Here is a 20,869-nt window from a genome sequence, read left to right as displayed (position 1 = left end):
CCGAGACCCGCATAATCCACCGAACCGCCGTATACGGACCCGTACGTACGGTGGTGTGGGAGGGGCGACGCCGCGAGGCGTCCCCCTATCCCGATTGAGGCCGGGCAGAACAGTGTCAGGCGTAATCGCTGCCGCCGTCGTCTCCGCCGCCAAAGTCGCTGTCGTCGGCAACGTCCACATTGTCGTCGTCGTAATTCTGATCGTTATTCTGATCGTTGTCGTTGTGATCGTTATTCGACGCCTGATCTGCGAAGTTTTGACGCGAATCCTCGCGATTGCCCGAGCCGATGTCGTTGAGACCGGCGTCGCGCGCGAGCGAGCCGCCGGACTGGTCGCTACCGCTCCAGGGGCTGCGGTCGCCCGTGGCATTGGTGTCGCCGAAGGCCTGCTGGTGCGATCCGCCCATCATGCCGCGAATGCTGGAGAGCAGCAGCGAGCCGCCGACGACGCCGGCTGCGGCTGCCGCCGCGGTGCCGAGGAACGAGCCGCCGCCACCGCCGACTGGCGGGGCACCATAGCCCTGACCTTGCCCCGGACCTTGTTGACCTGGACCTTGGCCGTAAGCCTGCCCATAAGGCGGCTGGCCATATCCCGGTTGACCCGGCTGCGTCGCCTGGCCGCTGTTCCAGACAGGGCGCGAGTCGCGCTGCGGCACGTTCGGAACCGAGCCGCGCGACGGGCCCCCGCCGAACAGCGTGTCGCGCATGGTATCCAGGAAGCCGCCGGACTGCGCCTGCTCGGGCGCCTGCCCCGCCTCCAGTTCCTGGATGCGGACATGGGCCCGCTTCAGGGCTTCGTCCTGCAACAGCACGGTCTGCACCAGCGCATAGATGGCGCCGGGGGCCTTGCGCAGGCCGTCGGAGATTGCGGCGATCGCGTCGGGGTCGCGCGGTGCGTTTTCCAGTTTCGAAAGCCGGTCAAAAAGCTCGTCGACGAGCTGGCGTTCCTGCGGCGTCATGGTCAGTCTCCCTCGCGCAAAACAAGCACGAGGCAGATGTAGGGTTCCATTGTGGCCCCAACAGTGCCGGCCGGATTAAATTTCGGTATGCGACAAGCTGCCTCGCGGGGTCGGCCTTTTCGCCGATTTCATCCCAGCGTGACGCCGCTGTCCGTTAGCAGGCGCGCAAAGGCTTCACTGGCGAGATAACCGTGTTCGCGCTCGCGGACATCCGTCATCGGGTCGAGGCCGGTAAGGACTTCGTCGACGAAGCCGGGATGACACATGATGAGGCCGCCATCCGGCAGGCCTTCGAGAAATTGCCGCATCAATGCACCGAAATCGGCCGCCTGCGTGAAATCATAGGCGCCGGCGAAGCCGGGATTGAAGCTGAGGCCCGCACTGCCGGCGCGGCGGCGGAATTGCGCGCTGAGGATATCGAGCACCATGGCTTTTGGTGAAGCCAGCCGCTGCATAAGCGGCAGGTCCCGGCCGCCCTGGCGCACCCAGGCTTTTGGCGCGGCTTCGGCGACCGCGTCGACAAAGCCGTCGCGCACCTGCGGATAGAGCTGCACATGCTGATGGCCGTCGACGAAGTCAGGCGCGCGCCCGAACGCTTTCGCGAAGGCTGCCAGCTGCGCCTTGACCTCGTTGCGAAAGAATTCACGGTCGAGCCTTCGCGCAAGGCCCGCGCGCAGCAGCTTTGGAAACGGCAGAAACATGTCGCCGTCGAGCGGGCGGAAATGCATGGTGAGCGGCCGGAACGGCGCGGACAATGTTACGTGCAATCCGATCGCGCAGCGTGGGCTCGCCTTCGCCGCGGCCTGGAGCGCCTCGATCTCGCTGCGTTCGATCGCAGGTCCCACCATCATCACCGACGTGGCGTTGAGACGGCCGCGCTCGATCAGGTCGCGGATGGCGCGATTGACGCCCGGGCTGATGCCATAATCGTCGGCGCAGAGCCAGATCCGCCGCGGACTCGCGGCCGCGCTCATTCGGCCGCCGTCCTCTTCGAGGCGTCGTCGGCCTTGTCGGTCTCGAAATGCTTTTCGCTGTGCTCGGCAACGAAGTAGATCGGGCGCGCCTTCAGCTCGGACAGGATCTTGCCGATATATTCGCCGACGATGCCGATCATGATGAGCTGCACGCCGCCGATTGTCATCAGGCCGATCACGAGCGAGGGATAGCCGGGCACCTGCTTGCCGGTGGTCAAGACCTCCCAAAGGATCGAGATGCCGAACAGGAAGGCGCCGCCGGCGAGGATCACGCCGAGCAGGCTGGCAAAGCGCAGCGGCGCCACCGAGAACGAGGTCACCCCTTCGATCGAAAGACCCAGCAGGCGCGCGGCGCTGAAGGTCGTCACGCCATGGGTGCGCGGCGCGGGCTCGTAATCGACGCGGATCTGGCGGAAGCCGATCCAGCTCGCGAGGCCCTTGAAGAAGCGGTTGCGTTCCGGCAGCTGCCTGAGAGCCGCGACCGCCCGCGGCGACAGCAAGCGGAAGTCCCCGGCGTCCTCCGGGATCTTTTGGCGGGCCCCCCAATTGATCAGCGCGTAGAAGCCGCGCCCGGCGAGCCGCCGCAGGAAGGGCTCGTTGTCGCGATGCGCCTTGGCGGTATAGACAACGTCATAGCCGTCCTCGATCCAGTGCCGCACCAGCTGCTCGACCAGCGCCGGCGGATGCTGGCCGTCGCCATCCATGAACAGCACCGCGCCGAGCCTGGCATGGTCGAGGCCGGCCATCAGCGCCGCCTCCTTGCCGAAATTGCGCGACAGCGAGACCACCTGGACGTCGACCGCATCGGCCGGCAGCGAGTGGGCGATCGCCAGCGTCGCATCCGCGCTGCCGTCGTCGACATAGACGATTTCGCAGCCGAGCCGATAGCGTTGCCGCAGGGTCTTGGCGAGTTCGCAGATGCGCTGGTGCAAGGCGGCGAGGCCCGCCGCCTCGTTGTAGAGGGGGACGACAATCGACAGTCCCTTCGCGGCGGCGCTCGCCGCGGTGGTCGTCATGCCGGAAACGTCAGAGCCCAGCGTCATCGATCAAAGGTTCCAGAGGCGTTCAAGGTCATCTCAACAGCATATGGTAGCTGCCGTTTGCTGTCGCTAAGCTGAACGGACCTGAGGCTCACTGCCGCAGGAATGCCTCGAGTTTGGCGAACAGCGGGTTCTCCCGGTCGTACACGTAATCCAGCGAAACCACCGAGACGGTCTCGGCGCCATGCGCGCGCAGGAAGCTCGCGAGTGCATAGAGCTGGCCCGGCGGGCAGTGCAGCGTGAGCATGCCTGACGAGGTCGGCCCGCCGAAAGGGGCTTCAACGCCGAAGCGCTCGTGGGCCTCGGTGAGCATGGCCGCGTCGCACTGCCGGAAGCGGGTGCGGACCTCGCGGTATTTGTTGGCCCGCGCCCGCGCCGCGATGTGATCCAGGATGACGCGCGCGGTCTCCCGCGCCTGCGGCGACCAGTCGGCATCTCTCGACGCCACCAGATTGGCCTGGCTGCGCAGGATGATGCCGTCGTCGAGCACCCTGAGCCCGTTCGCGACCAGTGTCGCGCCGGTCGTGGTGATGTCGACGATCAGCTCAGCGCTGCCGGCCGCGGGCGCGCCCTCGGTCGCGCCGGTGCTTTCGACGATGCGGTAATCGGTGATGCCCTGGCTCTGGAAGAAGGTGCGGGTGAGGTTGATGAACTTGGTCGCGACCCGCATCCGCATGTGATGCTGCTCACGAAAGCCGGTGGTGACGTCGTCGAGGTCGGCCATGGTGCGGACATCGATCCACGCCTGCGGCACCGCCACGACGACGTCGGCATAACCGAAACCCAGCCCCTCGATCAGCGCGACGCGTTCGTCGGCGTCCGCAATGTTCTCGCGCACCAGATCTTCCCCGGTAACGCCGAGATGCGCCACGCCGCGGGACAATTGTGAGGCGATCTCACTCGCCGAGAGGTAGGCGACCTCGACATGGTCGAGGCCTGCAATCGTGCCGCGATAGTCGCGTGCGCCGCCGGCCTTCGACAGCTTGAGCCCTGCACGGGCGAAGAAGGCTTCGGTGTTTTCCTGAAGGCGGCCCTTGGAGGGAACGGCCAGAACGAATGGCGCGCTCATGACTTAAGCTCCCACCTTGCGGCCGATCCTGGTCAGCGCGTCCACCCAGACCGAGAAGCCGACCGCGGGGATCGGCTCGACTGAACCGAGTTGGGTCATGAGCCCGTCGTAGCGGCCGCCGGCAACCAGCGGCTCGGCGCCGTTGCCGCGGTGATGCAGCTCGAATTCGAAGCCGGTGTAATAGTCGAGACCGCGTCCGAACGCAGTCGAGAAGCGGGTCTGCTTCACGTCGATACCGCGCGCCGCCATGAAGCCGACCCGGCTTTCGAACTGGTCGATAGCGGCAGCGAGGTCCAGCTTCGCGTCAGTGGTGAGCGTGCGCAGTTCGGCGACAGCGTCGTCGGGATTGCCGCTGATTCCGAGGAAGCGCTTGAGCACGGCGATGGCCTCGCGCGGCAGCGCGCCGCCCTTCAGCGTCGACTGCTCCAGGAAGCGGTCGGCGATCTCGGCCGTGGTGCGGCCGCCGACATTGGTGGTGCCGGCGATCGACATCAGATCGGTGACGAAGGCCAACGCGGCCTTGCGGTCGGAGCCGGCCAGGGCTGCCAGCACGCCCTCATATTCGCTGCGGGTCGCAGGAGTTGCGGCTGCCAGGCGCTCCAGATCCTGCTCCAGGCTGATCTTGCGGTTGAAATCCTTGACCAGGCGGCGGCGCCAGACCGGATAGAGATCGAGCGCGTCGAGCAGCGCGTTGAACAGCGCCACGTCGCCGGTGCGGATCTCGACGTCGCGGACGCCGAAGGCCGCGGTTGCCTCCAGCGCCAACGCCAGCATCTCGGCATCGGCGGCGGCACGGTCCTGGCGGCCGAACGATTCGATGCCGGCCTGCAGGAATTCACTGGCCTGGCCACTGCGGTAGCGGAACACCGGACCGAGATAGCTGAACCCGGCCGGCTGGCCGGCGCGGCTGGAGGCGAGGTAATCGCGCGCCACCGGAATGGTCAGGTCCGGGCGCAAGCAGAGCTCCTCACCGGACAGATCCGTGGTCAGGTACAGGCTTTTGCGGATGTCTTCGCCGGAGAGGTCCAGGAACGGTTCGGCCGGCTGCAGGATCGCGGGCTCGGCCCTGACATAGCCGGCCTGTGCGAACGACAACAGCAGCGTGTCCGCCCAGGCGGCGGAGCCGGCAACATTTGAGGTGGCAGTCGCGGTCATCTCGGGGTCCATCGTCCCGGTGGAACCGGGCAGGGCAAGCAAGGGAAGCGAATTGCCGCAGGCCTTAGCATGGCCCGAAAGCGGTTTCGACCTCCAAAGGATCAATCGCTTAACGGTCGGCCAATGCCCGGGATCAGGCAGTCCCGCCGCCCCAATCGCCCAGCACCGCCTGCACCAGCGCCAGCGCGGCCACCGCGGCGGTGTCGGCCCGCATGATCCGGGGTCCCAGCGCCAGCCGCAGGATTTTCGGCTGCCGCAGCAGCAGCGCCCGCTCTTCCTCGGCAAAGCCGCCCTCGGGGCCGATCAGCACGTCGATGCCAACTCTGCCTTGGTCGTGTCCCGCCTCGCGTGCGCCTCGCAGGCTCCGAATCGGGTTTTCGAGCTCCGCCGCCTCGTCGCAGAAGATCAGCAGCCTGCCGGCGGCGCGCTGGCTGAGGAAGCGCTCCAGCGGCGCCGGCTCGGCGACAGTGGCGATGCTGAGGATGCCGCATTGCTCGGCTGCCTCGACGACATTGGCGCGCATCCGCTCGGTATTGACCCGGGAGGCCTGGGTGAACCGGGTCAGGACCGGCTGAAGCGTGGCGGCGCCCATCTCGATGGCCTTCTGCACCATGTAATCGAGCCGGGCATGCTTGAGCGGGGCGAAGACGTAAGTGAGGTCGGGCAGCCGGTCCTGGGCCCGGGTCTGCTGGAGGATGACGAGGCCGTCCGGTCGCTTGCGGCCTTCAATGGCGGCCTGCCACTCGCCGTCGCGGCCGTTGAACGCCAAAACCTCGGCCCCGGCGGCAAGCCGCAGCACATTGCCGAGATAATTGGCCTGATCTCGGTCGAGCTCGACCCTGCCGTCCTGGGCAAGGGGGGCGTCGACGAACAGGCGGGGGCCGCGGAAATCGTGGGAGGGCATCGTTCAAAGGTCCAATTTGTGGCCGTTGTTAACCGAAAGCAGTACTTTCGGGGTAAATATTGCCAAATTGGTGCGTCGGCGCGCCGCGCTCTTGCCCTATTCGGCGGGTTGTTAAGGGCCGGCGGGAATCGAGCGCGCTGGTTGCGCTTCAATTGGGAAGACGCCGAATCCCGCAAGCTCCTGCCGGAGAGACTGCCTTGATGATCCGTCATTTGATGGTTCCAATCACTGCCGCCATGGTCACGATGGGTGCCGCTTGTGCCTATGCGCAGGGTTTCCCGGCGCCGTTGCCCGGTCAGGCCCCAACCAGTTCCGCGTTCCCGCCCGTGAATGGCTCCGCGCCAGTCGCCTCCGTCGGCGGCGCGCCGCAATCGTCCTTCCCCGTGAACGGCGCTGCGCCCGTCGGTGGCGGCACCGGCGCTTTCAGCGCGGCTCCGCCGACGCAAGGTGGTCCCGCCGAGGATTGCATGAAGGCGTTCATGCCTCTGCGTGAGGAAGCCGAAAAGCGCGGCAAGCTGATCAAGATCGCAAGCGACCGTCACGCGCCGCCGGACGAGGCCTGCAAGCTGATCCGCAACTTCAGCCAGGCCGAATCCAAGATGGTCAAATACATCGAGGCCAACGCCGCCAAATGCGGGATCCCGCCGCAGGTCGGCGGGCAGATGAAGGATGGCCACAAGAACACTGAGGCCATGCAGGCGAAGGTCTGCAACGTCGCGCAGCAGATGCAGAACCAGCCGCGCGGTCCGGCCGGCCCGTCATTGAGCGAAGTGCTGGGCTCGTCGGCCTCGGCGCCCGAGGCCAATGCGGGCAAGAAGGGCGGCAGCACCTTCGACACACTCAACGGCAACGTCCTCACCCGATGAACGACACATCCGCCCGCGTTGCCGATTCCACCGGCAACTGGGTCGATACGCGCGCGCCGCAATGGGCGCGGCCTTATCTGCGCTTGTCCCGCTTCGATCGTCCGATCGGCTCCTGGCTTCTGTTGATGCCGTGCTGGTGGTCGGCGGCGCTCGCCGCCGGCATGGCGCATGACGTCGGCCGCCTGCCGCTCACCATCGTCCTGTTCTTGGTCGGCGCCTTCGTGATGCGGGGCGCCGGCTGTACCTGGAACGACATTACCGACCGCGATCTCGACGACAAGGTCGAGCGCACCCGCTCGCGGCCGCTACCGTCGGGCCAGGTGAGCGCGAAACAGGCGCTGGCCTTCATGGTCGCGCAGGCGCTGATCGGGCTCGTGGTGTTGCTGCAGTTCAACCGCTTCGCGATCCTGACCGGCGTTGCCTCGCTGCTGATCGTCGCGATCTACCCGTTCATGAAGCGCATCACCTGGTGGCCGCAGACCGTGCTCGGGCTCGCCTTCTCCTGGGGCGCCCTGATGGGATTTGCCGTCACCTTCGGACGCATCGACGTCACCGCGCTCGTGCTCTATGCCGGCGCGATTTCCTGGGTGATCGGCTACGACACGATCTACGCGCACCAGGACGCCGAGGACGATGCGCTGATCGGCATCAAGTCCACCGCGCGCCTGTTCGGCGCCCATACGCACCAGGCGCTGATCTTGTTCTACGGCCTTGCGGTGATGCTGATCGGCGTGGCGCTGGCGTCAGGCGATGCGCGCTGGCCGGCGTGGCTCGGACTGATAGCCTTCGCCGTGCATCTGTCGTGGCAGATCGCGCGGCTGGATATCAGCGACGGCGAACTCTGCAAGCGCCTGTTCTATTCGAACCGCGATGCGGGATTTCTGCTGTTTGCGGGTTTGCTGGCCGACGCGGTGATGCGGGCGGCTTAAGTCCGCGCGATAATCTCGCGCTCATCGCGATGCACCGACAACTCCCGTGCAACACCGGTGCGCCGGCGCATCAAGAATTTCGGACGGCGGTCGCGGATCGCGTTGGCGCGGCGACGGCGCGGCGACGGCTTGCGTGCGCCTTCGTCGAGCTGCGGAAGCGCGAACAGCTCGCTCCAGATCGCCCATGCTTCACTGAGCTCGTCGCCATCGGCGCTGACCAGCAGCGGAACGGACAGCGAGGGATCGCGGTGCACGAGGACGAGGGACTGCGCCTCGTCATTGCCGCGTAGCGCAACGCCGGTGAAGTCGCTGACGCGGACGTTGATTGCCATCCGCATGCCGCGGACGGCACGGCGCAGCACGACGCGTTCGCGATGAAGCTCGATCTGCCGGACATATCCGTCGGCGCGCGGATCATGCGCATCGAAGCGGACCGGAAGGGAAAGGGGGTCGAGCCGCAGGGAGCGGCTCGACCCGGCGGGAGCGGTCCCGCTTGTTGCTGTTTGACGCCTCACGGCTTTAGTTCTCCCCGCCAGGATTATGTTCCCGGTCGATGTGAGGACCTTAGCGCGGGCGTTTCCGAAACCGCTTAAAAAGGCTGGTTAATCCAACCTCACCGCCGAGCATGATTGACAAGACCTTGGCGCGCATGATTGACGAGACGTTGCGCCAACTGTGCGAATCTGAACTTTCGGCGGGCTGAAAATGCTTGAAGTCCGCGCTATCAGGGCACATTTGTGGGTTCCGGTCCCGAACCCCGCCCCAACAGGATTTCGTTTGTGAACCCTTCACCAAGCTCGACGCTTTCGCCCAAGGATTCGTCCACATCCGGCCGCGACCTGTTTGACCAGTCTGCGCTCTCCGATCTCGCGCAGCGGCTGGTGGAGGCTGCCAAACGCGCCGGCGCAGATGCGGCCGATGCGGTCGCGGTGCGTGGCGTCTCGCAAGGCGTCGAGGTGCGCGACGGCCGCGTCGAGGAATCCGAGCGGTCTGAGGGCGACGATGTCGGCCTGCGCGTGCTGGTCGGCCGGCGCCAGGCGGTGGTCTCGACCAACGACGCCAGCGGCGATGCCGTGACCGCGCTTGCCGAACGCGCCGTTGCGATGGCGCGCGTTGCGCCAGACGATAAATATGTCGGTCTTGCCGATCCCGCGCTGCTCGCGCGCGATTTCCCCGATCTCGATCTGCTCGACCCCGACGTACCCGCAACCTCGGAGCTGGAGCGCCGCGCGCTCGAAGCCGAAGCCGCGGCGCTCAGCGTGAAGGGCGTGGCCAAATCCGGCGGCGCCTCCGCCTCCGCCGGCATGGGCGGCATGGTGCTCGTCACCAGCACCGGCTTCCACGGCTCTTATCTGCGTTCCAGCCAGGGCATCTCCGCCACCGCAATTGTCGGCGAAGGCACCGGCATGGAGCGCGACTACGATTTCACCTCGGCGCCGCATGGTGCGGACCTCTTGTCACCGGAGATCATCGGCCGTTCCGCGGGCGAGCGCACCGTGGCGCGCGCCAATCCGCGCAAGGTCCAGACCTGCAAGGTGCCTGTAGTATTCGATCCGCGCGTGGCGGGCTCGCTGGTCGGTCACGTCGTCGGTGCCATCAATGGCGCTTCGATCGCGCGCAAGACCAGCTTTCTGAAGGACAAGCTCGGCCAGCAGCTGTTCGCCAGGAACATCCGCATCATCGACGACCCCCTGCGCAAACGCGGCCTGCGCTCGCAGACGTTTGACGCCGAAGGCGTTGCGGTGAAGAAGATCGCGCTGATCGACGAAGGCGTGCTGACGACCTGGCTGCTCGACTGCGCCACCGCGCGCGAGCTCGGCCTCACCACCACCGGCCACGCCCATCGCGGCGTGTCCTCCTCGCCGTCACCCGGGCCGTACAATCTGCATCTCGAACCCGGCACGCCGACGCCGGCCGAGCTGATCGCCGACATCAAGCAGGGCTTCTACGTCACCGATTTGATCGGCTCGGGCGTCAACGGCGTCACCGGCGATTACAGCCGCGGCGCCTCCGGCTTCTGGATCGAGAACGGCGAGCTCACCTATGCCGTTAGCGAGGTGACGATCGCCGGCCATCTGTTCGAGATCTTCAAGTCGATGCAGCCGGCGAACAATCTCGAGTTCCGCTACGGCGTCAATGCGCCGACGGTGCGCATCGAAAGTTTGACGCTTGGCGGACGCTGACGCGAACTCAACAAGCGAAACCGTCCTGACGCGCGACGCCGCGCTGCTGAGAGACACGGTGCGAGAGGCGGGCGCACTCGCGCGATCGATGTTCCGCACCGAGCTGAAGAAGTGGACCAAGGGCGCGTCCTCGCCGGTCTCGGAGGCCGACATTGCCGTCAACGATCTCCTGGAAGCGCGCCTGCGCGCAGCGACGCCCGACTATGGCTGGCTGTCGGAGGAGAGCGCCGACGACGAGGTGCGGCTGTCGCGGCGGCTGACCTGGATCGTCGATCCCATCGACGGCACCCGCAACTACCTCAATGGCCATGACGAATGGTGCGTCAGCGTCGCGCTGGTCGAGGATGCCTTGCCGGTGCTGGGTGCGGTGTTCGCGCCGACCAGCGACGAGTTCTTCTTCGCGGCGCGCGGGCAGGGCACGACGGTCAACGGCAAGGCCGTGCGGGCGACGTCCGGATCCGATCTCGACTTCTCGCGTGTCGCGGGCCCGAAGCCCTTGGTCGAGCGCCTGAAGCCGTCACTGGGCGAGATCAAGCTGCATCCGCGAATCGGTTCGCTCGCGCTGCGGCTCTGCCGGGTCGCCCACGGCGCGCTGGATGCGGCTTTTGCGGGCGGCAACAGTCATGACTGGGACCTTGCGGCGGCCGATTTGATCGTGCAGGAAGCGGATGGTAGGATGAGCGACCTCTCCGGAGATCCCATCCTCTATAACCGCCGGGAAGTCACGCACGGGGTGCTGGTGGCAGCGGGTCGCGATCGTCATGCGAACATTGTCGCGCATTTTCGAAACCGCCCCTTGCCGTGAAGCGCTTTCTCGTGCTTGTCGAACACTGCTTTGCCGGGCAGCCGTTAGGAACAGAACCGATGCCAGATAGTGCCCCGCAACAACTGCTCCACCTCGTCGTCGGCGGCGAGCTCGTCGATCTCGAGCACAACACCTTCAAGAACCTCGACGAGGTCGAGGTCGTCGGTCTCTATCCGAATTATGCGACGGCCCACGCGGCCTGGCGAGCCAAGGCGCAGAGCACGGTCGACAACGCGCAGATGCGCTATTTCATCGTCCATCTCCACAGGCTGCTCGACCCGAATCAAGAACCGGCGCGTTGAAAAAGCTGCTTCGCAATACGCTGCGGAGCAGCTTCGTTCAGCGTGCCGTGGGAATCCTGGCGGCCGAATATCTGCGTCTGGTCTGGCGGACCAACACATTCACGTTCGATCCGCCTGACGTCTATGACCGCGTCGAGCCGCAGATCCCGGCGATCTTCGCGTTTTGGCACGGCCAGCATTTCCTCACCCCCTTCATCAAGAACAAGGATTCGTACAAGGCCAGGGTCCTGATCTCCCGTCACCGCGACGGCGAGTTCAACGCGATTGCCGCCGAGCGGCTCGGCATCGGCACCATCCGCGGGTCCGGCGACCATGGCGGCGCATTTCACCGCAAGGGCGGGGTCGGGGCCTTCAAGGAAATGGTGCGGACGCTCCAGGACGGTTGTAATGTCGCGCTGACCGCCGATGTCCCCAAGCGCTCGCGCGTGGCCGGGCTCGGCATCATCATGCTCGCACGGGAATCGGGGCGGCCGATCATGCCTTTTGCGATGGCGACCAGCCGCTTCGTCCGGCTCGAGAACTGGGACCGCACCACCATCAACCTGCCGTTCGGGCGGGGCGCATTGGTCGGCATCAAGGAAATCCACGTTCCGCCGGATGCGGACGCCGCCACCATGGAAGCGCTGCGGCTCGAGCTGGAAGAGACCTTGAACGAGGCGACCCGGCGCGCCTATGCGCAACTCGGCCGCCCGGGACCTGCAGATGCCTAAATCGCTGCCCGGCTCGCTGCCGATGACGCTGCGGATGTATCGGCGGCTGGCTCGCGGCCTGGTGCCGCTCGCGCCTGCGCTGATCAAGCGACGCCTGAAACAGGGCAAGGAAGATCCCGCGCGTGTCGGCGAACGGCGGGGCCTGTCCCGGGACGTGCGGCCGCACGGCCCGCTGGTCTGGATTCACGGCGCCAGCGTCGGCGAGGTCCTGGCCGCTGCCGCGCTGATCGAGCGCTTGCGCGATCTCAATTTGCGCATTCTGCTTACCTCCGGCACCGTCACCTCGGCCGCGGTGGTGGCAAAACGCTTTCCGCCGGACGTCATCCATCAATACGTGCCGTATGATTCCCCGCGTTATGTCGCGCGCTTCCTCGACCATTGGAAGCCGTCGCTGGCGCTGTTCATCGAATCCGATTTGTGGCCGAACCTGATCCTGGCGGGCGCTGCGCGACGCGTGCCGATGGTGCTGATCAACGGGCGGATGTCGCCGCGTTCCTTCCCGCGCTGGCGCCGCATGCATGGTACCATCTCGGCGCTGCTATCGCGGTTCGACATTTGTCTGGCGCAGTCGAAGACCGATGCCGAGCGCTTCTCGACGCTCGGCGGCCGCGACGTGCTCACCACGGGCAATCTCAAGCTCGACGTTCCGGCGCCGCCGGCCGATCCCGCTAAGCTCGAACGGCTGATGGCGATGACGCGCGGGCGTCCGGTCATCGTCGCGGCCTCGACCCATCCGGGCGAGGAGGAGATGCTGGTGGCGGCCCATCGCAGCCTCGCCGGTTTCTTCCCGCAGCTTCTGACCGTGATCGTGCCGCGCCATCCGGATCGCGGCTCCTCGATCGCGGGCCTGATCACGGCGTCCGGCCTGAAGCCGCACCTGCGCTCGCGCGACGAGCTGCCGACTGCGACTACCGACGTTTATGTCGCCGACACCATGGGCGAACTCGGTCTGTTCTACCGCCTCTCGCCGATCGTGTTCATGGGCGGATCGCTGATCCGTCATGGCGGCCAGAATCCGATCGAGGCGATCAAGCTCGGCGCGGCCATCGTCCACGGTCCGCACGTCTTCAATTTCGCCGATGTCTACGAGGCGCTCGACCGCAGCGGCGGCGCGCGCCAGGCCGAGACGCAGGAACTGCTGATCAAGCAACTCGGGCAGTTGCTCGCCGATCCCACCGTGCGCGACAAGATGCATCGGTCGGGCGCCGGCGTAGTCGAGGATCTCGGCGGCGCGCTGAACCGCACCATGACCGCGCTCGAGCCCTATCTGTTGCAGTTGCGGATCGAGATGGGAGCCGCCAATGCGTGAGCCGGCCTTCTGGTACCGGCCACGTTCCCTCGAGTCGCGCGTATTATCGCCGCTGGGCGCGCTCTACGGCGCGATCACCGAACGGCGGATGCTGCGCGAGGGCGTGGACGCGGGCATCCCCGTAATCTGCGTCGGCAACTACCATGTCGGCGGCGCCGGCAAGACGCCGACCGTGCTGGCGCTGACGAAGCTCTTGCGCGAGCTCGGCGAGACGCCGGTGGTGCTCAGCCGCGGCTATGGTGGCAGCCTCAAAGGGCCGGTGATGGTTGACCGGATGCGTCACACCGCTTCCGACATCGGCGACGAGCCGCTGATGATGGCGCGCGACGTCCCTGTTGCAGTCGCGCGCGATCGCCTTGACGGCGTCGTGCTGGCGAAGTCGCAAGGCGCCACCGTGATCCTGATGGACGACGGTTTCCAGAACCCGCGTGTTTTGAAGGACACCTCGCTGATCGTGATCGACAGCGAACGCGGCCTCGGCAATGGCAAGGTATTTCCGGCCGGGCCCCTGCGCGCACCGCTGAAGGCGCAGCTCGCGCGCACCGACGCGCTGGTGCTGATCGGCGGTGGCCGCGCCGCCAACGATGTTGCGGCCGAGCTGGCCAAGCGCAACAAGCCGGAGCTGCGCGCGCGGCTGAAGCCGGATGCCGGGTCGGTCGCAAGACTGTTGGGCAAGCCGGTGTTCGCGTTCGCCGGCATCGGCGATCCCGAACGATTCTTCCGCACGCTGCGCGCTGGCGGCATCGAGGTCGCGCGCACGCGCGCCTTCGCCGATCATCACATGTTTTCAAATGACGAGATCGCAGCGCTCGCCGCGGAGGCACAGCGCGAGCAGCAAACGCTAGTGACGACGGAAAAGGATCTCGCACGCCTGCACGGCCGCGAAGGCGTGCCCGACGGCATCGTGCCTTTCGCGGTCCAGCTCGAGTTCGATGACCCGGCCGCGCTCCGGCAGCTGATCAGCGATCATCTCTACAAGGCGCGCGAGCGGCGGTTCGGCAGGCGATGATTCTGTAGGGTGGCCAAAGCGACTCCGCCACAGCCCAAAGAGCGAAGGCGAAGACGCGCCCCGTATCCATGCCGCCCCGAACGAGCGGAAGCAAAGTGACTCGGAGAAAGATCAGATTGCACGTCGCTCTCGCCTTGGTGGATTGTGGACGCCACGGGTGTGATGGAAAACAGCTCACCCGGCGTGATGCGACAACTGACAGGGGCGACATGTCGCGGCTGATGAATTCTCTTCCGCACGTTCGGGAGTTGATGTAGCCTCGCATGAGAGCCGTCGCCGCCCGGAAGCTGACATCCGGATCTAAAGCGAAGCCGCCGCAGTCGAACGAAGCGGCGGCAACGCTCACCTCACAGCAAGAATCATGTCTGCAAACCGATGCGAGGCGAAGGTCTTGCAGCGTCCATTGGCGGACCATGCTGTACGGCGCGTGCTGCGTCCGGCGCCATAGGTCCGACTGAGCGTGCTTGCCAGCGCCTCGGTAACGGCCTGCGCTGTCAATCATGCTCACCACGCCCCAACGGCCATCAATCCGATAATGGTCAGGCACGAGACGCAGGCCACCATGACGGTATAGTACTCGGCTGTATTCATTGCTGCCTCCCAAACTGTTCCAATTGCTTGGTCACTGCTACACGGGAGAGATCGCCGGTCTCGGGGTCGCTTCAATTCGGCGCGCCGCGACCGGTCTTGCGTTGCGCGTCCGTCCTCTCATCGTCACCCTTATCCGGATGATGATGCGCTTCGAGAGCTTCAGAGCGTTCAGCTGCGATCAAAAGCTGTTTCCGCATTTCAGCGAGGCGGGCGCGGCAATATTCACGATAGAGCAGGTCTAGTATGGTGGGCATGATCAGCCCCGTCGTTTGACTTTCGATTTACAGATATTCCACCGCGATTTTCGAGGTGATCGTAGCCCGTCAGATGGCTCTTCGTTATGAGCCCGTTCACAGACTGCGCCAATTCCAAAGCTCAATGGCCGTTTGGTTGACTTGATTGTCTGTGCGATAAAAGAGCAGGGCTAGTTACCTAAGGTCTCACTATAGCAGCGCTCTGTTTCACCAAGACTTCGTCAAACAACCTGAGAGCGCCGACCGCAACAAAGAATCCAACCACAACGCGAAATAACTAACCACGGAGTGCAAGCACTATTCGATGCAACGCGGATTGGCACGACGGAGATCATTTGCTGTGAGACGCGCACTTCAGGCGCCCGCGAACACCGTCGCGACGCCGATGCGGACCATTCTCATACCTCGCGATAAGCTGCACCTGTCGTGCTACGCCGGCAGGGCAGCTGCGCTTTGCCCATCCGACAGCAGCCTGCCATTCAGGCGCCATTCATCGCAAGCTCCTATCGTTTTCAGACGTTCAGGAGAATTCGATGAAGTTGTCGTCCGCCGCCGTCGCCGCCGGCCTTGTGTGTCTGATCATTGTGCCCGTGTTTGCACAAACGGCGCCGCCGGCTACTCAAACCGCCACGGTTCCGGTTCCCGCGACCAAGCGCGTGACGTGCCTCAGCTCGACGCAAAATATGAAGGGGCAGGACAAGCGCGACCAGATGCAGCTCTGCATGGCGCAGGCGCGGGTCGATTGCCTGAAGCAAGCGATCGATCAGAAGGTCGTCGGCGAGATCAGGAAGAGCTTCATCAAGACTTGCGTGGGCGCGGATGGCACGGAGCAGCACTAGAAGCGCGCCCGCGGCCTCACGATTGCGGCTTCGGCGCGCCGGGGTAATGCCGCTCGAGCACGGCGGCGGGCGTGGCGTAAGCTTCCTGCAGGTCCACGCTCCAGTATTTCAACTCGTCGAGCGGGATGCGCGTGTCGGTGATGGCGCAGCGCACGAAGGTCCCCGGCGAGATCACACGGAAGTCGCCGTCGAGATATTGCACCTGCGCTTCGCCATGGCCCGAGGGGCCGAACTTGTTCAGCACGGTCGAAAGTCTCCGTGGAAGGCCGCTCCGTGGAAGACCCTGGAGGGCACGATGTGTTGGACGGGATGTAGCATAGATAGGGTGGCTTGTCCGCCCGGTAAACCCACCGGTTTGTGATGTTTTGGCGCCGTTTCCGCGTGATAGTGCTTGAACGAAGGATCCAACGGCAGAGTCCGATGTATCTTCCGTTAACCGCCCTGTTCCTGACGTTCCTGATATCGGCCGCGCAAGCGTCGCCGGCGCCGCAGCAGGTCGAGATTCCGCTGGCGTCGGGCGTGCTGCATGCGCAGCTCTACAAGCCTGAGGGCACGGGGCCGTTTCCGGCCGTGATCGCGCTCCACGGCTGCGGCGGGCTCGGCGGCCATTCCGATTCCGTGCTGTCGCGCTATCGCGACTGGGCCGAGCGTCTGCTCAAGTCCGGCAACGCCGTGCTGCTCCCTGACAGCTACGGCTCGCGCGAGCTCGGGCCGCAATGTCGCGTCAAGGAGATGCACGTCAAGGCGCGGCGTGAGCGCGTTGCCGACATCGCGGCTTCGCGCGCCTGGCTGATGAAGCAAAGCTGGGTGGTGCGCGACCGCGTCAGCCTGATGGGTTGGGCGAATGGCGCCAGCGCGCTGCTCTGGGCCGTGCGTCCGCAGGGTGGTGCGCGCGACGCTGGTCCCGATTTCCGCGCCGCGATCGCGTTCTATCCGGACTGCAGGATTTCCGCAGGTTTGGGGTGGAGCACGCGGGTGCCGACTTTGGTGCTGATCGGCGCCAATGACGACGTGTCGTCGCCGCCGGCCTGCCGCCAGATGGTCGAGGGCGCGCATGGGCGCAGCGCGCTCGCACGCATCGTGGTCTATCCCGGCGCCTATCACGATTTCGACCGCGCCAACACGCCGCTGCACGCAGCTGCCGGCAGCACCGACGCCGCCGCACCCGAGCACGGTCATCTCGGCACCGATGCGGTCGCGCGTGCGGAGTCGCAAAACGAGGTCGCGGAGTGGCTGGCCCGGTGAGGCCGCGCTGAAGGTCCTGCAGCCCGGATGAGCGCAGCGATATCCGGGTAGGTCTGTCCCGCATGTTGCTGCGCTCATGCGGGCTACATGTGCCGAGCGGGGCCGCCCGACGGAACAACAGCGGACAGCCCCGCATCGACCACCGCCCTGCACGGCAATTGATGGCCGACTGTAACTCTACGGATCGCGCACGGATGCGGTTTCAACATTTGACGACGCCATCATTCGACCACGATGTCGAATAAATGCATCTTCCATGCGCAACCACTTCGTCCTGTTCTCCTCCGCACTGATTGTCTTCACCGTCGCGGTCTTCCTGTTCGAAGCCCATGCCGGCGCGCCGCAACTCGCGCCGGAACATTGCGGCTTCTGGACCACGATCGACGCGGGATTGTCCTGCCGGTAGGTAGGCACTCCGTCATTGCGAGCGGAGCGAAGCAATCCAGAGTCTTTCCGGTGAGGGATTCTGGATTTCTTCGCTGCGCTCGCAATGACGGGGATGGGGTGCATTTGCACGCACACTCGCTGTCATCGCCCGGCTTGACCGGGCGATCCAGTACTCCGAGACGTCAGTGGCTCATCGAGAGGCTGCGGCGTACTGGATTCCCCGCCTGCGCGGGGAATGACACTGAGGGCGGAGCAGCGCCGCGCCGCTAGAACAAATTACCCTGATCCACCGGCTTGCCCATGCGCTTCGGTGCGGGTTTGGTGTCCTGCGCGGCGGGCTTCGACTGCGTTGGCGCACGCTTCGCCGCGGGCGCAGGCCGATCCGCATCCGCCGTCGCGGCCACACGGCCATCCGCAAACTCGATCTCCACCCGCGCATTCGGCCCGACGCTGTCGGCCGAGTGCAGGGGATGGCCGGCTTCATCGCGCACCAGCGCAAAGCCGCGCGCGAGCACGCCGCGATAGGACAAAGCGGAGAGCAGCTTGCCGCTGTTCTCGACGCGGGCATCCAGCCGCTGCAACAACGTGACCAGCGCGCGGCCCGCGCGCTCGGCAAGTCGATGCGTGCGTTCGCGCTGACGCGCAATCGCGTTGCGTTGTGCCTGCGCGTTGGAGAGCTTTGAGGCGCGCAAGCGCACCTCCAGCCCGGCAAAGCGGTCGCGCCGCCGCCGCAGCAGCGAGCGCGTGGACAGGCCGAGCCGCTCGCCGCACACGGTGAGGCGATGATCGGCCTGCGCGATCTGGCCGTGCAGCACCCGCAGCGTCAGCTTGGCGCCGGCGGCGGTGAACCGGCGGAAATGCGCATGCGTGTTGGCCTTGAGGCAGCGGGGCAGGGACGCACCCGCCGAATCCAGCCGCTGCCGCGGGATCGCCAGCAGGTCGCCGGCTGCCGGCAGCGCGCGCGCGGCGGCACGCAGCTCGCTGCGGCGGCTCTCATGGGCGCGCTGCCAATAGGCGCGGGTGCGTCGCCCGAGATCGGCGACCTCGACAAAGAGATCGCTGCGCACCGGCACCGCCATTTCGGCTGCCGCCGTCGGCGTCGGCGCGCGCTTGTCGGCGACGAAATCGATCAGCGTGATGTCGGTCTCGTGGCCCACCGCCGAGATCAGCGGGATCATGCTCTCGGCCGCGGCGCGGACCACGATCTCCTCGTTGAACGACCACAAATCCTCCAGCGAGCCGCCGCCGCGTGCGACGATCAGCACGTCGGGCCGCGGAATCTTGCCGCCCTCCGGCAGCGCGTTGAAGCCGCGGATCGCGGCCGCGACCTGCTCGGCCGAGCCTTCGCCCTGCACCTTGACCGGCCACACCAGCACGTGGCGGGGAAAGCGGTCCTCCAGGCGGTGCAGGATGTCGCGGATCACGGCGCCGGTCGGCGAGGTCACGACGCCGATCACCTCCGGCAGCCACGGCAAGAGCTGCTTTCGCGCCTCGTCGAACAGGCCTTCGGCGGCGAGCTTCCTCTTGCGCTCCTCCATCAGCGCCATCAGGGCGCCGATGCCGGCCGGCTCCAGCGCCTCGATCACGATCTGGTATTTCGAGGAGCCCGGATAGGTGGTCAGCTTGCCGGTGGCGATGACCTCGAGCCCCTCCTGGGGCTTGAAGCGCATCCGCCCGTGCACGCCCTTCCAGATCACCGCCTCGATCTTGGCGCTCTCGTCCTTGAGCGCGAAATAGCAATGGCCGGAGGAATGAGCCCCGCGGAAGCCGGAGATCTCGCCGCGGACCCGGACATGGCCATAGGTGTCCTCGACCGTCCGTTTCAGGGACTGCGAGAGCTCGGAAACGGTGAATTCGGGGGTGTTGAGCAGAGGCTCTGCAGGCGGCATCGGCAAACGATTCGGCATTTGGGGATCGGACCCGACGTTAAGGATTTTTGCAGCGCGGCGCCAATCCGGGGATTGATTGAGAGAGTACTCTGCAATATAGAGTTCTCTATATTTGATCAGTTTGAGGGAAGTAGATCATGGCAATTCGACTGCTACGCGGCGTTTTGAGCGGACTGAAATGGGCCTTGTGTGCGGTCGGCGGCGTGGCGCTGATCCTGGCCGCGATGATCGCAACGCCGCTGGAGCGGCCGCCGGAGATGCGATCGGTCTCCGACTCCGCCAAGGGCATCGATTGGTCCACGCTGCCGGCCCTGGAGCGTTTTCAGGCCCGCGACGGCACCTGGATCGGTTTCCGCCATTACGCGCCGATTGGCGCCGCGACGGGCCGTGGCGCGATCTTCATCCACGGCTCTTCCGGCTCCAGCGGCACCGTCAATCACGCCCTGACCCATGCGATCGCCTCGCGCGGGGTGGAGACCTGGGCGCTCGACATCCGCGGCCATGGCGGCTCCGGTACGCGCGGCGACATCGGCCATGTCGGCCAGCTCGAAGACGACCTCGTCGACTTCGTCGCCGAGGTGCGCAAGACCGCGCCGGAGCTGCCGCTCACTTTGATCGGCCATTCCGCCGGTGCCGGCTTCTCGCTGCGCGTCGCCGCGACACCGATCATGCAGGACATGTTCGTGCGCACGGTGCTGCTGGCGCCCTATCTCGGCTATGACGCGCCGACCAACAAGCCGCATTCCGGCGGCTGGGCCAATTTCGACCTGCCGCGCTTTCTTGGGCTCGCCGCCCTGCGCAAGCTCGGCATCGACTGCTGCGCGCAGCTTCCGGTGCTCGCTCTCGCCGTGCCGGCGAGTTCGGCAAAGTATCTCGTCTCCACCTATTCCGACCGCCTGACGCGCAATTTCGCGACGCGCGGCTATCGCGTCGATCTTCCGGCGACGATACGTCCGATCACGATCTTCGGCGGCGCCGAGGACGAGATGATGATCTCGGACAAATATGCGGAGACCGTGCAGGCCATCAAACCGTCGGTCGACGTCAAGATCATCGACGGCATCAACCACATGGGCATCGTCACCAACCAGAAGGCGGTCTCGCTCATTGCCGACGATGTGGCAACGCGCGGGGCAGGGCAGTCATGATGCGCCCCGTTGACGGCAAGGCAATCGCAGCTGAGCCTCATCCTGAGGAGACCGCGCAGCGGTCGTCTCGAAGGACGAGGCACTTGCTCGGCTGTCACCGAACCCATGGCCATCCTTCGAGACGCCCGCCTGCGTCGGGCCCTCAGGATGAGGGCGGAGTTTGCGGCAGCCGCTTTAACGGGTCCTGGTGCAGCTGAGCCTCATCCTGAGGAGACCGCTGGAAGCGGTCGTCTCGAAGCCTCATCCTGAGGAGACCGCGTAGCGGTCGTCTCGAAGGACGAGGCGCGCGCTCAGGTGTCACCG

The 20,869-nt window shown here is 65.8% G+C and carries 21 protein-coding genes; 12 read left to right on the top strand and 9 right to left on the bottom strand.

The window, feature by feature from the left end:
- Positions 1–115: 115 nt before the first annotated feature.
- From ABIB00_RS31890 to ABIB00_RS31865, 6 genes are all read right to left on the bottom strand, one after another.
- Positions 116–958 (bottom strand): DUF2076 domain-containing protein, encoded by an 843-nt coding sequence (locus ABIB00_RS31890; protein ID WP_354107086.1) that lies wholly within the window; start codon positions 956–958, stop codon positions 116–118.
- A gap of 128 nt (positions 959–1,086) precedes the next feature.
- On the bottom strand, positions 1,087–1,932 hold the full coding sequence (locus ABIB00_RS31885) for a ChbG/HpnK family deacetylase (RefSeq protein WP_247343621.1): 846 nt from the start codon (positions 1,930–1,932) through the stop codon (positions 1,087–1,089).
- Positions 1,929–2,975, bottom strand: coding sequence for a glycosyltransferase family 2 protein (locus tag ABIB00_RS31880; RefSeq protein ID WP_354107085.1), 1,047 nt, complete (start codon positions 2,973–2,975; stop codon positions 1,929–1,931). The genes ABIB00_RS31885 and ABIB00_RS31880 overlap by 4 nt, the downstream gene beginning before the upstream one ends.
- An 88-nt stretch (positions 2,976–3,063) precedes the next feature.
- The gene (gene hisG / locus ABIB00_RS31875) at positions 3,064–4,041 is read right to left on the bottom strand and encodes an ATP phosphoribosyltransferase (protein WP_354107084.1); all 978 of its coding nucleotides are present in this window, start codon (positions 4,039–4,041) and stop codon (positions 3,064–3,066) included.
- 3 nt (positions 4,042–4,044) lie between these two features.
- Positions 4,045–5,196: an ATP phosphoribosyltransferase regulatory subunit gene (locus tag ABIB00_RS31870; protein WP_354107083.1), complete on the bottom strand. Its 1,152-nt coding sequence runs from the start codon at positions 5,194–5,196 to the stop codon at positions 4,045–4,047.
- Positions 5,197–5,329: 133 nt separating this feature from the next.
- A complete protein-coding gene (locus ABIB00_RS31865) occupies positions 5,330–6,100 on the bottom strand; it encodes a 16S rRNA (uracil(1498)-N(3))-methyltransferase (RefSeq protein WP_354107082.1) in 771 nt (256 codons plus the stop codon).
- A gap of 200 nt (positions 6,101–6,300) precedes the next feature.
- Here ABIB00_RS31865 and ABIB00_RS31860 point away from each other — a divergent pair, with 200 nt between their 5' ends.
- The gene (locus ABIB00_RS31860) at positions 6,301–6,966 is read left to right on the top strand and encodes a hypothetical protein (protein ID WP_354052455.1); all 666 of its coding nucleotides are present in this window, start codon (positions 6,301–6,303) and stop codon (positions 6,964–6,966) included.
- Positions 6,963–7,895, top strand: coding sequence for a 4-hydroxybenzoate octaprenyltransferase (ubiA, locus tag ABIB00_RS31855; RefSeq protein WP_354107081.1), 933 nt, complete (start codon positions 6,963–6,965; stop codon positions 7,893–7,895). The genes ABIB00_RS31860 and ubiA overlap by 4 nt, the downstream gene beginning before the upstream one ends.
- On the opposite strand, the gene ABIB00_RS31850 is transcribed toward ubiA, so the two are convergent.
- Complete coding sequence (locus tag ABIB00_RS31850) at positions 7,892–8,410, bottom strand: DUF6101 family protein (RefSeq protein WP_247343600.1); 519 nt, start codon at positions 8,408–8,410, stop codon at positions 7,892–7,894. The two genes, ubiA and ABIB00_RS31850, sit on opposite strands and share 4 nt — an antisense overlap.
- 264 nt (positions 8,411–8,674) lie before the next feature.
- Between ABIB00_RS31850 and ABIB00_RS31845 the strand changes: the two genes are divergently transcribed.
- The 7 genes from ABIB00_RS31845 to ABIB00_RS31815 all read left to right on the top strand — a co-directional run bounded on the left by ABIB00_RS31845 (position 8,675) and on the right by ABIB00_RS31815 (position 15,897).
- A complete protein-coding gene (locus ABIB00_RS31845; RefSeq protein WP_354107080.1) occupies positions 8,675–10,078 on the top strand; it encodes a TldD/PmbA family protein in 1,404 nt (467 codons plus the stop codon).
- Positions 10,065–10,883 (top strand): 3'(2'),5'-bisphosphate nucleotidase CysQ, encoded by an 819-nt coding sequence (locus ABIB00_RS31840; protein ID WP_354052450.1) that lies wholly within the window; start codon positions 10,065–10,067, stop codon positions 10,881–10,883. Before ABIB00_RS31845 ends, ABIB00_RS31840 begins: the two co-directional genes overlap by 14 nt.
- 59 nt (positions 10,884–10,942) lie before the next feature.
- Complete coding sequence (locus tag ABIB00_RS31835; RefSeq protein ID WP_247343592.1) at positions 10,943–11,185, top strand: DUF4170 domain-containing protein; 243 nt, start codon at positions 10,943–10,945, stop codon at positions 11,183–11,185.
- Positions 11,182–11,895 (top strand): lysophospholipid acyltransferase family protein, encoded by a 714-nt coding sequence (locus ABIB00_RS31830; protein WP_354052448.1) that lies wholly within the window; start codon positions 11,182–11,184, stop codon positions 11,893–11,895. Before ABIB00_RS31835 ends, ABIB00_RS31830 begins: the two co-directional genes overlap by 4 nt.
- Positions 11,858–13,204, top strand: coding sequence for a 3-deoxy-D-manno-octulosonic acid transferase (locus ABIB00_RS31825; protein ID WP_354107079.1), 1,347 nt, complete (start codon positions 11,858–11,860; stop codon positions 13,202–13,204). Before ABIB00_RS31830 ends, ABIB00_RS31825 begins: the two co-directional genes overlap by 38 nt.
- Positions 13,197–14,213 carry a tetraacyldisaccharide 4'-kinase gene (lpxK, locus tag ABIB00_RS31820; protein WP_354107078.1) on the top strand — a complete coding sequence of 339 codons (1,017 nt, stop codon included), beginning with the start codon at positions 13,197–13,199 and terminating at the stop codon, positions 14,211–14,213. Before ABIB00_RS31825 ends, lpxK begins: the two co-directional genes overlap by 8 nt.
- Before the next feature lie 1,378 nt (positions 14,214–15,591).
- On the top strand, positions 15,592–15,897 hold the full coding sequence (locus ABIB00_RS31815) for a hypothetical protein (RefSeq protein ID WP_354107077.1): 306 nt from the start codon (positions 15,592–15,594) through the stop codon (positions 15,895–15,897).
- 16 nt (positions 15,898–15,913) lie between these two features.
- On the opposite strand, the gene ABIB00_RS31810 is transcribed toward ABIB00_RS31815, so the two are convergent.
- Positions 15,914–16,141 carry a DUF2093 domain-containing protein gene (locus tag ABIB00_RS31810; RefSeq protein ID WP_247343579.1) on the bottom strand — a complete coding sequence of 76 codons (228 nt, stop codon included), beginning with the start codon at positions 16,139–16,141 and terminating at the stop codon, positions 15,914–15,916.
- 176 nt (positions 16,142–16,317) lie between these two features.
- Here ABIB00_RS31810 and ABIB00_RS31805 point away from each other — a divergent pair, with 176 nt between their 5' ends.
- Together ABIB00_RS31805 and ABIB00_RS31800 are read left to right on the top strand one after the other, a co-directional pair.
- Entirely contained in the window at positions 16,318–17,142 is an 825-nt protein-coding gene (locus ABIB00_RS31805) for a dienelactone hydrolase family protein (protein WP_354107076.1), read from the top strand.
- Between the two features lie 256 nt (positions 17,143–17,398).
- Complete coding sequence (locus ABIB00_RS31800) at positions 17,399–17,548, top strand: hypothetical protein (protein WP_247343573.1); 150 nt, start codon at positions 17,399–17,401, stop codon at positions 17,546–17,548.
- A gap of 247 nt (positions 17,549–17,795) precedes the next feature.
- Here ABIB00_RS31800 and xseA read toward each other — a convergent pair whose 3' ends face one another.
- Complete coding sequence (gene xseA, locus ABIB00_RS31795) at positions 17,796–19,436, bottom strand: exodeoxyribonuclease VII large subunit (protein ID WP_354107075.1); 1,641 nt, start codon at positions 19,434–19,436, stop codon at positions 17,796–17,798.
- A gap of 119 nt (positions 19,437–19,555) precedes the next feature.
- Here xseA and ABIB00_RS31790 point away from each other — a divergent pair, with 119 nt between their 5' ends.
- Complete coding sequence (locus tag ABIB00_RS31790) at positions 19,556–20,566, top strand: alpha/beta hydrolase (RefSeq protein ID WP_354107074.1); 1,011 nt, start codon at positions 19,556–19,558, stop codon at positions 20,564–20,566.
- The last annotated feature ends 303 nt before the right edge of the window (positions 20,567–20,869 follow it).

The organism is Bradyrhizobium sp. LB14.3, assembly GCF_040547985.1.
In the GTDB taxonomy this organism is placed as follows: domain Bacteria; phylum Pseudomonadota; class Alphaproteobacteria; order Rhizobiales; family Xanthobacteraceae; genus Bradyrhizobium.
The sequence above is the reverse complement of the archived record's forward strand: the minus strand, read 5'-3'. Positions and strand labels throughout refer to the sequence as shown.